We start from the raw sequence: 11,760 nt of genomic DNA on the forward strand, positions 1-11,760 counted from the left end.
CGCTATGGTTAAATTCGCCATCTGCTACGAGAGCGAACTGATGCAAAGCCTGTTCAAGACGATTGCGCTGGTGGCGCGCCACAATACGCCTGCCATCGGTGAACCGCTGCGGCGTCTGGCCGCAATGCTGGAAGGCATGGGTGTCAAGGTATTGATCGACGAAGCTGCGGCCAGCGAGCACGCTATTACCACCCATCCATCCGTCGCGCGTGACGCCATCGGCAAGCTGGCCGATCTGGTCATCGTGCTGGGGGGCGACGGCACCATGCTGGGGGTGGCCCGCCTGTTGGCGCCATACCGTATTCCACTGATCGGCATCAATCAGGGCCGGCTCGGTTTCATGACCGATATCCCGCTGGGTGACATGGAGCGCGTGGTGGCGGAAATGCTCGGCGGCGCCTTCGTGCCCGAAGAGCGCATCCTGCTGGAAACCACGGTGATTCACGATGGGGTTGAGTCCGGCCCCTATCTGGCGTTCAACGATGTGGTATTCAGCCGTGGCTCGACCGGTGCGATGATCGAGTTTGAAACCTTCATCGACCGGCAGTTTGTCTACAGCCAGCGCTCGGATGGTCTGATCGTCAGCACGCCCACTGGCTCGACGGCCTATTCGCTGGCCTCGGGAGGGCCGATCATGCACCCCAGTTTGCCGGCACTGGCGCTGGTGCCGATCTGTCCGCAATCGCTGTCCAACCGTCCCATTGTGGTGAACGACAACTGCGAGGTCGAATTCCTGCTGACACGCTCGGCCGACACGCGCGTGTATTTCGATAACCAGTCCGACTGCGAGCTGAAGGAAATGGATCGCGTGCTGATCCGCCGCTACCGCAACACGCTGCGCATCCTGCACCCGGAAGGGTACAACTATTACGACATGCTCCGTGCCAAGCTGCATTGGGGCCAGAAGCTGATGTGAGCCACCGGCCATGCTGACTTCCCTTTATCTAAAGAACTTCGTCATCGTCGATGAGCTGGAGCTGGACTTTGCCAGCGGCCTGACGGTGCTGACCGGCGAGACCGGCGCGGGCAAGTCCATCGTGCTCGATGCGCTGGGCCTGCTGCTGGGTGATCGTGCCGATGTCGGCATGTTGCGCCATGGTGCCGACAAGGCCGAGCTGGTGGCCGAGTTTGCCTTGGCGCAAACGCCGTCCGCGCTGGCCTGGCTGCTCGACAACGACATGGCTGGCGATGAGGAAGATCGTTTGTTGCTGCGCCGCACGCTCGATAGCGCCGGCAAGAGCAAGGCGTATATCAACGGCATCGGCGCCACGCTGGCCCAGCTCAAGACCCTGGGCGAGATGCTGGTGGACATCCACGGCCAGCATGCACACCAGCAGCTGCTGCGGCCCGATGTGCAGCGCGAGCTGATTGATGGCTATGCCGAGGCGCTGCCGTTGGCGCGCGAGGTGGCGGAATGCTGGCGTGACTGGCAGGGCAATCTGGCCCAGCTGGATGATGCCCGCCGCAATGCCAGCGCGTTTGAGGCCGAACGCGAACGCTTGCAATGGCAGATCGACGAAGTCGCCGGGCTGGCACTGGCCGATGCCGAGTGGGAAGAGCTGCAAGCCGAACACAAACGCCTGCACCATGCCGCCAGCCTGATTGATGGCGTGCAGACCGCCATCGCGGTGCTGGCCGATGGCGATGACAACTGCCAGGGCTGGCTCAACCGCGCCAGTCATGGGCTGGCCGAACTGGCTGGCTACGATGCCCAACTGGAAGCGCCGCTGGAGCTGCTGGCAGGCGTGGATGCCCAGCTGGCCGAGGCGGTGAATACCTTGCGCCGCTACGCCGATGCGCTGGAGCTGGACCCGGACCGCCTGGCCGAGGTTGAGGCACGCATGGACGCGGTGTGGCGCATGGCGCGTAAATACCGATTGGAGCCGGAGCAGCTGGCCGGCCAGTTGGCGCAATGGCAGCAAAGGCTGGCTACGCTGGGCGGCAGCGAAGGGTTGGCACGGCTGGAAAAAGCCGTTGAGCAGGCCGAGGCCGCGTATACCAAGGCGGCACGCAAGCTGTCCAAAGCCCGCTCAGCCGCGGCACCTAAGCTGGCTGCCGCCGTAACGGCAGAGATGCGGCCGTTGGCGCTGGCCGATTCACGGCTGGAGATCGTGCTGGAGGCGGGGGCGCCGTCGGCACACGGGCTGGAGAGCATCGATTTCCGCGTGGCGCATGGCGAGGCGCCGGCGCGCGCGTTGGGCAAGATCGTGTCGGGTGGCGAATTGTCGCGCATCAGTCTGTCGCTGCAGGTCATCGTCTCGGCGCGCTCGGGCGTGGCCACGCTGGTATTCGATGAAGTGGATGTCGGCATCGGCGGCCGGGTGGCCGAGATTGTCGGTCGTCTGCTGGCGCAACTGGGTGAATCGCGCCAGGTGCTATGCATTACCCACTTGCCGCAGGTGGCCGCACAAGGCCGCCAGCACTTGCAGGTGAGCAAGGCCAAGACCGATGCCGGTGGCATTGTCAGCGCGGTGCGTGGTCTGGGGCGTGATGAACGCATCGACGAGATCGCACGCATGCTGGGCGGTGTGGACATTACCGAAACCACGCGCAAGCACGCGGCCGAGTTGCTCGGGCATGAGTGAAGCAATATCGCCGGCATGGAGCGCAGCAGACCGGCGCTTCATGCGTGCCGCACTCACCGAAGCGCGCAAGGCCGCAGCAAGAGGCGAAGTACCGGTGGGGGCGGTGCTGGTGCAGGATGGCGTCATCATCGGCCGTGGCCACAATCTGCCCATCGCCCTGCATGACCCCAGTGCCCACGCCGAAATGCGCGCACTGCGGCAAGCAGCGCGGCGCATGGCCAATTACCGGCTGCCGGGCTGCACCATGTACATCACGCTGGAACCGTGCTTGATGTGCGTGGGCGCCATGCTGCATGGCCGGCTGGCGCGCGTCGTCTATGCCGCGACCGATCCCAAGACCGGGGCGGCGGGCAGCGTGATCAACCCCTTTCCCGACCGGCGCCTGAACCATCAGACCGAAGTCATCGGCGGCCTGCTGTCCGATGAGGCCAGCGAGATGCTGAGCGACTTCTTTCGCCAGCGCCGTGCCGCCAAGCGCGCCGAAAAGCAGGGCGGCGGGGAAGCGCTTTCAACGGATACAACACAAGCAGATTAAGAATTTTGCAGCATCAGGCGACGGTGTAGACTGCGTGAGTTGTTTTGCTCACAGAAAAGTAGTCGTGGAGGAGATCACGCATGAACAAGTTGCTGTTGCCGCTGATGCTGGCTGCCGTTGGTGCACACGCCGAATCGGTGGTGTTCGAAGAGACGTTTGACAAGGATCTGGGTGCCTGGGTAGGCCAGGGCGGCGATGGCTCGGTGCCTATGCACGTCAGCATCGTCGATGATCCGCTGGTTGCCGGAAACAAGGTTGGCCGGTTCGATCAGCCGGTAAACAGCGGCGACATCTTCACCAAGCAGACTTTCCCGGCGGGCAAGTACAAGATTTCCTTCGATTATCTTGGCACTTGTTCCTCCAACTGCGGCGCTACGCTGGGCATTCATATAGGTTTCCCGGGCAACAAGGAATACTGGATCGCCAGTACAGCGCGCGGTTTTCCGAATACGCTGAGCGACAACGGCAAGTGGAACCATTACGACTTTGAGTTCACTGCCAAGTTTGATTTCCACATGACGTGGGAGCAATGGGACAGCGCCAAGGGCAAGGGCAAGGATGCCTATATCGACAACCTGAAGCTGACCAGCCTTGGCGGCGGCGCTGCAGCAAGCGAGGCGCCCAAGGTCAAGGTGGTGACCGGTGGTGCACCGGCGCCGAGCAAGCCGCAACTGGTGACTTATTTCACCGCCTGGGGCAAGGGTAACGGCTATTGGGTGAAGAATATCGAGACCAGCGGCGCCGCCGACAAGGTCACAGTGATTGAATATGCTTTCGGCAACGTCGATGGCAAGAAGTGCGTGGTCGGCGTGGACAAGGCCGGCGTGGGCGCCGCCTCGGACGACTACTGGGATGCCATCCCGGCGGCCAACACGCTGGACGGTCAGGAAGACAAGGGTGACAACGGCCTGTTCGGCCACTGGAACCAGCTCAAGCAGCTCAAGAAGAAGCACCCGAACCTCAAGGTGGTGATCAGCCTGGGTGGCTGGACCTGGTCCAAGTACTTCTCTGATGCCGCGCTGCCGGAAAACCGCGTTGCCTTTGTCAAGTCGTGCGTTGATGCCTACATCAAGGGCAATGTGCCGACCCGCGACGGCAAGCTGGCTGAAGGTCTGGCTGCCGGCGTGTTCGACGGCTTCGATATCGACTGGGAATACCCGGCTGCAGCCGGCAACGACGGCAACATCGTGCGTCCGGAAGATACTCAGAACTACACCGCACTGCTGGCCGAGTTCCGCAAGCAGCTTGATGCCGTCAAGCCGGGTTATCTGCTGACGATTGCCTCGCCGGCACCGTCGAGCAAGACCGATCTGATCGAGTTCGAGAAGATTCCACTCTCGCTGAACTGGATCAACCTGATGACCTATGACTTCAACGGTCCTTGGTCCAACGTCACCGGCCCGCATTCCACGCTGATCGGCAGCGCCAAGGACAAGGTGTCCATTGATGCAACCGTGAAGGATCTGACCGGCCGTGGCGTACCGTCGAACAAGATCGTGCTGGGCGTGCCGTTCTATGGCTATGGCTGGACGGTCGACAACACCGACAATGGCGGCATCTATCAACCGGCCAAGGCCAAGGCCAAGCTGGCAGGTGCGACGGAAGAGGGTACTGCCGGTTACTACCTGCTCAAGACCATGCCGGGCAAGGTGTTCCGCGACGACAAGACCAAGGCCATGTGGAAGCTCAATGGCAAGGATGTCTGGACCTATGACGATCCTCAGCTGCTGAAGGACAAGATCGAGTTCGTGAAGAGCCAGAAGCTGGGTGGCCTGATGGCCTGGGAGCTGAGCGGCGATCGCGATGGTGAACTGGTCGGCACCATCTACGACAATCTGCTCAAGTAAGCACGATAGCACGATAGGTCGAAATGAAAACGGGGCGCTGCGGCGCCCCGTTTTCATTACAGCAGTCTGTTGCCTTGATCGAGCCATGCAAGAAAGTGGTGATGTGGCTGGATGAGGGGTGAACCCGGCTTGGCTGCGCGGCCTGACGCGCAGATTGGGCACTTCAAATCCCTGGTTTTTCTACACCCTGCATGAGAGCAAGCGCGATTTCCGGGAAAGTGCTTACCGTTACCCGGGGCTGCATGAATCGCGAAGTGGTGAGCTGTTTCACACGGCTGCTTGAACTATTGATTTTGTGCGTCGCAATATTATCTGGCGACATCTCCCTTGTTTCCGGAAAATTTCGACACATTTGTGTAAGTTACTTACAAAAAGGTATGTTCGCCGGATTAGTCTGAATCCCTCATTGCTGTGCCTTGAGCCGCATTCAGTCTTGATTTTGGCAATAAATACCATTTGGTATCTTAATTCTTTCTGATATTCGGTTGTATAGACGATTAAATGAAAGTATTTGGTAATTTAAAGTTTAATTAACTTAATAAGTATAAACATACGTGTAATGTTCTCCGCCTAGTATTGCGCCGCAACAAAGGGGGCCTCCTCTTCGTTTATCAACGAACTCAGGCCGGCGGCCAGAAGGTGGAAAGACATGACTCACCGTTATGAAGCGCTGAAGAAGCGCGAATCCAATGCCCGCACTTATGCGGCGACATTTGAAAGTGTTTTCGAATACGGCAATGGCGCCCGCATCTGGGACAGCAATGGCCGCGAGATCATCGATTGCCTGGCCTGCGCGGGTGCGTTGCCGCTGGGGCACAATCACCCGGAAGTCCGCGATGCAGTGATCTCCTTCCTGCAATCGGGCCACATGTTGCAGGCGCTGGATCTGACCACGCCGGCCAAGTCGGATTTCGTAGACCAATTGTTCGCGCTGCTGCCCGCGGAGTTTGCGGCCAACGCCAAGATCCAGTTCTGCAGCCCGAGCGGTTCGGATGCCGTTGAAGCGGCGATGAAGCTGACCCGCATTGCAACAGGGCGTCACCCCATCATTGCCTTCCACGGTGCCTATCACGGCATGACCAGCGGCGCGCTGGCCGCCATGGGCAATCTGGGGCCCAAGACCGGCCTGTTGTCGGCTGCTTCCGGCATACACTTTGCACCGTACCCGTACAGCTTCCGCTGCCCCTTTGGCAGTGATGGCAGCCAGACCGAAGAGCTGTCGATCAACTATCTGGAAAACCTGCTGAACGACCCTGAGAGCGGCATTCCGACCCCGGCAGCGGTGATCGTCGAAGTGGTGCAGGGCGAGGGCGGCTGCATTCCCGTGTCCGATGCCTGGCTGCGTGCGCTGCGCTGGGTTACCCGTGATCGCAACATTCCGCTGATCATCGACGAAGTACAAAGCGGCTTTGGCCGCACCGGGTCGATGTTTGCGTTCGAACGCGCCGGCATCACGCCGGACGTGCTGGTGCTCTCCAAAGCGCTGGGCGGTGGCTTCCCGCTGGCCGTGGTGGTGTACAACAAGCAGCTTGATGCATGGACACGCGGCATGCACGCCGGCACCTTCCGTGGCAACCAGATCGCCATGCTGTCGGGCCGCAAGACCATGGAAATCATCACACGCGACAACCTGAGTCAGCACGCAGCCCAGATGGGTGATGTACTGATGGATGGCCTGCGCGAAATTGCCAACCGCTTCCCGGTGCTGGGTGATCTGCGCGGCCGTGGCCTGATGATCGGTGTCGAGGTCATCCGCCCGAGCGATGAGGTCTACCCGGGGCCGCAGGACGGCGACATGGCGCGCCGCATCAAGATGGAAGCATTCGCCAACGGTCTGCTGCTGGAAACCGGCGGTCGCCACGGTGCGGTGCTGCGCTTCCTGCCGCCGCTGATCGTGACCGCTGCCGATGTCGGCGCGATTCTTGATCGTTTCGAAGCGGCCGTTGCGGCAGCTGTTCACAAGAGTCTGGTGCCGGCATGAGGCGTGAATGGCTGGCCGGTACCGCGCCGCACGGTGACGGCCTGATGCAGCCCGAGGCGCTGCATGTGGTCACCACGCAGGGTAGCCACGTTACCGGCGCAGCGCCGTTCTTCGTGCTGCGCAGCAATGATGCATCGTGGCCCGAAGCGGCGCTGCTGCTGCGCCATCTGGCCAATATCGCGCCGGTCTGCCTGATTGAAGTGCAGGACACCAGCCTGTTTCGCACGCTGGAAGGCTTGGCCGCGCATGTGATGGCTGAAATGCGCAGCTGGAAAACGGACGGAGCACCTTACCGCTTTGCCGGCCTGGGCTCCGCAGCCCTGTTGGCGTATGAAGTCGCACGGCAGGCGCTGATGCGTGATGAGCCGGTCGGCTTTGTCGGCGCGCTGGAGCTGCCGGGTGCAGTTGCTGGTGTCTGGTCCGATTGGGCGGCGCAGTACCAGCTGGAGCCGTTGCCGCTGACCGTACACTGGTTCGGCACTACGCCCGATGCTGCGGGCAGCCTGCCGCAGCGCATGGCCGGGCTGGCTGGCAGCAGCCTGCGGCAGCACCTTGACAGCGGCCAGGGCCATGCTGCGGCGGATGCCTGTGGCGATGAACTGGTGCGCTGCGTGGCAGAAGTACCGGCGGCCAGCCGAGCCACCCCGGCCGAACTGGCGTATTCGTCGCTGATGACCATCCAGTCGCCACGCCAGCCTGCAGAGCCCTATTTCTGCGTGCCGGGTGCCGGTGCCAGCGTGTTCGATTTTCTGCCGCTGGCCAGCGCCATGGGCAGCCAGGTGGCGGTGCACGGCCTGCAATCGCGTGGCATGGACGGCAATCTGCTGCCCTTCGGCAATATCGAGGCCGCAGTACAGGTGCATCTGCGTGAAATCGAGCGTGTCGCACCGCGCCAGCCGCTGCATCTGGTTGGCCATTCGTTCGGCGGCTGGGTGGCTTTCGAGCTGGCACTGCGCTTGCAGGCGCAGGGCCGCATCGTGCGCTCGCTCACCCTGCTCGACAGCGAAGCGCCTGGCCTCAGCAGCCGGGTAGGGCATGAGTACTCCCGCGTGGAGGCGTTGATGCTGCTGGTCTGGCTGTATGAGCAAGCGTCCGGCCAGCCACTGGAGCTGACCGCAGAACAGTTCGAGACTGCAGGCCATGCAGGGCAGCTGCAATTGCTGCATCGCCAGTTGGTCAAGGTGGGCCTGATGCCGGCGCGTTCCGTGCCTGAGCATCTGCGCGGTACCTTGCGCAGCTTCGAGGCAGCGATTCGTACACGTTACCAGCCGGTCGGCACCTTTAACGGTGTTGCACGGCTGGTGCTGGTGCGTGGCAGCAATGAATTCGGTGATAGCGCCACCCGGCGCATGCAGCAGGCGTTTGAAGGCTGGCAAAACCTGGCCCCGGGGCTGGAGCTGCGCATCGAAAAGGGCAATCACGTCACCCTGCTCAAGTCTCCGCATATCGATTCGGTTGCGCACTGGATGAAAACAGACGTGCCCAATCCGGTGCCGCACAGCGGCCCCGTTCATCATGGTTATCGGTTCGCCATTTAAATACAGGTTCATCCAATGAAAAAGTTGTTCAACCGCGCCTTCATTCTGCTGTGGCTTAGTGAAACCGCGTTCGATATTGGTGCCGCGTTGATGGGCTTTGCGCTCGGTGTTTGGGTTTTCGAGCAAAGCGGGTCAGTGCAGCAATTTTCCTGGGCCATTCTGATTTCGGCAGTGCCGGCACTATTGTGCATTCCGGTTGCCGGAGCCCTGGCGGATTGGGCTGATCGCCGCTGGGTGATTGCCGCTTGTGATATGGCTTATGTATTGATGATCGTGGTGCTGGCCTGGCTGCTGTTCAATAGTCAGCTGGCGATCACGCATTTCTACATTATTGGTGCGGTAGGATCGGTGATCGGCGCATTGCGTAGCCCGTCTTATCAAGCGGCGATTGCCCAGATCGTACCGGCAGACAAATTGACCCAAGCCAATGGCCTGGTACATTCGAGCAAGGGGGTGCTGCAAATCGGAGCCCCCTTGCTGACCGGTTACCTGATGGCTGCCTGGGGACTGCGCGGTATCGTGCTCATCGAGCTGGTCATGGTGCTGGCGGGCGCCGTTGCGGTCTTTGCTGCACTGACCAGTGCCTCGCGCGCGATACGGGGGCATTCGGATGGCGCGCCGTTCTCGCTGTTTGCCGGTATCAAGGCGAGCATGGCCGGTGTGGTTGATTACTTCAAGACATATCCGCTGATGGTGGGCCTGGCTGCCTACATCCTGATCCAGGAAGGTCTGCTGATCCTGGCCTCGTCGATGCTCACACCGCTGATTCTGGCCACGCACTCCAAGGAAACGCTGGGTGCCGTGATGACGCTGGGTGCAATTGGTGGCGTGATCGGCGCGGTAATTCTGGCCTCCACCAACCTCAAGAAACACCTGATGCTGTGGGTGCTGATTGCTGATGTCGGTCTGGCGCTGTTCGTGGCCGGGGCTGGCTTTGGTTCGTCGATTGAAATCTGGTCGCTGTGTGCGTTTGGCGCATTCGCGTTCGGCGGTGTGTCCGAAGGGTGTGCCAGCGCGTTGTGGATGCGCAAGGTACCCAAGGAAAAGCAGGGCAGTGTGTTTGCAGCCATCGGCGCCGCCAATCTGTTGGTGATGTGCACCGTACTGCTGTGCGGTGGCGCGCTGACCGAGCACGTGCTTGAGCCGTTGATGATGCCCGGCAGCGCGCTGGCCGAGCAACTTGGCCCGTGGCTGGGCACCGGCAAGGGGCGTGGCGTGGCGCTGCTCTTCATCCTGGTTGGTGCCGTGTTTGCACTGGTATCCCTGGTGGCCATGCTCAATGGCCGTCTGATCCGGCTGGATGAATTGGTGCCGGAGCAGAACCGCGACGACGACGAAACACCGCCCACCACGCAGACCGAGGATGTTCTTCCTCCACAGCCGCTGGCACCTGCCCAAGCTTGAGCCTGGATAGCCGGTTCTAACCGGCTATCCACCTTCTTTTCGCACCACTCCGAATTCTGAATGGAGAAGCATTGTGACTTCGCCTGAGCACGTATTGACTTCAAAAAACGATATGCCGAATGAAATCAAGCTTTCTCATTCGGATTGGCATCCGCTCTCGGCCATTCAGAAGTCGCTGTGGTTTCTTTATGAAATGAATCCGGAATTGCGCGGTTATTTCAATATAGCCTTTACCGCACGTGCCCGGCCAGGCATTGATTCCGCTCGCCTTCAGGTCGCGCTGGATCAATTGATCGCACGGCATGAAATGCTGCGCACCTCATTTGCATTGCAAGACGGCGTGCCCATGCAAGCGGCCTCCGCTTCGGCGCGTTTTCCGTTCAGCGTGGTCGAGGTGGACGATCTGGATGATCCGGCCGTCATTGCCCGGGTCATGGATGACCGTGGCACGGCCTTCGATCTGCACGCCGGCCCGCTCGCTCGTGCCTGCCTGTATCGCAGCCGCCATCATGACGAATGCGCGTTGCTGCTGGCATTTGACCATCTGGTGACTGATGGCTGGTCGCTGTGGCAAATCCTGGAGGAGCTGAATCAATCGCTGCTGTCTTTGCAGGATGGTCCGGCTGTGGCTGAAGCGCTGCCACCACGCTTTTTCGATTTTGTGGCCGAGCAGCAGCAATGGCTGCAAGGCAGTGCCGGCGAGCGCCAGCTTGAGTACTGGCGTGGTGAGGTGGGTGTGCCGTGCGAACCACTGGCGCTGCAAGCCGACCATCGCACGGGCGAGCAGGGCGGCGATGAAGGGCGCGAAACCGTCAACCTGTATGTGTCCGAGCCGCTGACCGATGCCATCCGTGCATTGTCCGACCGGCTGGGCGTCACCATGTTTGCCACCCTGTTGGCCTCGTATTTCCTGCTGCTGTCGCGCCTGAGTGGCCAGCGCGAGCTGGCTGTCGGCTCGCCCATGCCGGGTCGCAGCAAGCTGTGGAACCACACTATCGGCAACTTCACCAACCCGGTGGTGCTGCGTGCCGATATCGACCCGGCACTGAGCGTGGCCGATTTCATCAAACAGGTCAGCTCTACTGCCTGGCGCGGTCTCAAGAATCAGCACTACCCGCTTTCCGAGCTGGTGGAGCGGCTGAACCCGCAACGCGGCGAGTCGGGCCAGCCGTATTTCCAGACGCTGTTTACCTTCCAGAAGGCCCGCGCTGCATCCGACATGATGGGCCTGATGGCCCACCGTGCCGAAATCGGCGATGTGGACTGGGGTGGCGTCAAGCTGCGTACCTACGCCAGCATCCAGAACAACGGCGGTGTCGGCATGGATCTGGTATTCGATCTGGCCGAAACCAATGGCCGCATCGCCGCGCCGCTGGATTACGACACCAGCAAATTCGAGCGCAGCACCGTCGAACGCTTCCTCACCTACTGGCAGGAACTGCTGCAGGGCATGGTGGACGATGAGATGCAGCCGCTTGGGCAGCTGAACATGCTGCCGCTGGCCGAACACGAACAAGTCCTCGCCGGCTGGAACCAGACGTACCAAGACCTGCCGCTGTCATCCTGCGTGCAGGAACTGTTCGAAGCCCGGGTGGCTGCCGCACCCGATGCCATTGCCCTGGTCCAGCCGGATTTGACCCTCAGCTACGGCGAACTCAACGCCCGCGCCAACCAGCTCGCCCGTCACCTGCGCGGTCTGGGCGTCGGCCCGGATGTGCGCGTCGCACTGTGCGTCGAACGCGGCCTGCCGATGCTGCTCGGCCTGCTGGCCGTGCTCAAGGCCGGTGGGGCGTATGTGCCTTTGGACCCCGCCTACCCGAGCGAACGCATTGCCTACATGCTGCAAGACAGCAGTGCCTCGGTGGTGCTC

Annotated in this window: 8 protein-coding genes; all 8 read left to right on the forward strand. The window is 61.3% G+C overall.

The window, feature by feature from the left end:
• Nucleotides 1–40 precede the first annotated feature (40 nt).
• Nucleotides 41–916 (forward strand): NAD kinase, encoded by an 876-nt coding sequence (locus tag B9A19_RS10350; protein ID WP_084090734.1) that lies wholly within the window; start codon nt 41–43, stop codon nt 914–916.
• Between the two features lie 10 nt (nt 917–926).
• Nucleotides 927–2,585 carry a DNA repair protein RecN gene (gene recN / locus B9A19_RS10355; RefSeq protein ID WP_084090719.1) on the forward strand — a complete coding sequence of 553 codons (1,659 nt, stop codon included), beginning with the start codon at nt 927–929 and terminating at the stop codon, nt 2,583–2,585.
• A complete protein-coding gene (gene tadA, locus B9A19_RS10360; protein WP_084090720.1) occupies nt 2,578–3,120 on the forward strand; it encodes a tRNA adenosine(34) deaminase TadA in 543 nt (180 codons plus the stop codon). Before recN ends, tadA begins: the two co-directional genes overlap by 8 nt.
• Nucleotides 3,121–3,200: 80 nt before the next feature.
• On the forward strand, nt 3,201–4,967 hold the full coding sequence (locus B9A19_RS10365; RefSeq protein ID WP_084090721.1) for a glycoside hydrolase family 18 protein: 1,767 nt from the start codon (nt 3,201–3,203) through the stop codon (nt 4,965–4,967).
• A 649-nt stretch (nt 4,968–5,616) separates the two neighbouring features.
• Nucleotides 5,617–6,948 carry a diaminobutyrate--2-oxoglutarate transaminase family protein gene (locus tag B9A19_RS10370; RefSeq protein ID WP_084090722.1) on the forward strand — a complete coding sequence of 444 codons (1,332 nt, stop codon included), beginning with the start codon at nt 5,617–5,619 and terminating at the stop codon, nt 6,946–6,948.
• The gene (locus tag B9A19_RS10375) at nt 6,945–8,486 is read left to right on the forward strand and encodes a thioesterase domain-containing protein (RefSeq protein WP_084090723.1); all 1,542 of its coding nucleotides are present in this window, start codon (nt 6,945–6,947) and stop codon (nt 8,484–8,486) included. Before B9A19_RS10370 ends, B9A19_RS10375 begins: the two co-directional genes overlap by 4 nt.
• Before the next feature lie 15 nt (nt 8,487–8,501).
• Nucleotides 8,502–9,890 (forward strand): MFS transporter, encoded by a 1,389-nt coding sequence (locus tag B9A19_RS10380; RefSeq protein WP_084090724.1) that lies wholly within the window; start codon nt 8,502–8,504, stop codon nt 9,888–9,890.
• A 112-nt stretch (nt 9,891–10,002) separates the two neighbouring features.
• Nucleotides 10,003–11,760: condensation domain-containing protein (locus tag B9A19_RS10385; RefSeq protein WP_139798768.1), on the forward strand; the 1,758-nt coding region annotated here is incomplete at its 3' end.

It is taken from the genome of Andreprevotia lacus DSM 23236, assembly GCF_900176275.1.
GTDB lineage: Bacteria > Pseudomonadota > Gammaproteobacteria > Burkholderiales > Chitinibacteraceae > Andreprevotia > Andreprevotia lacus.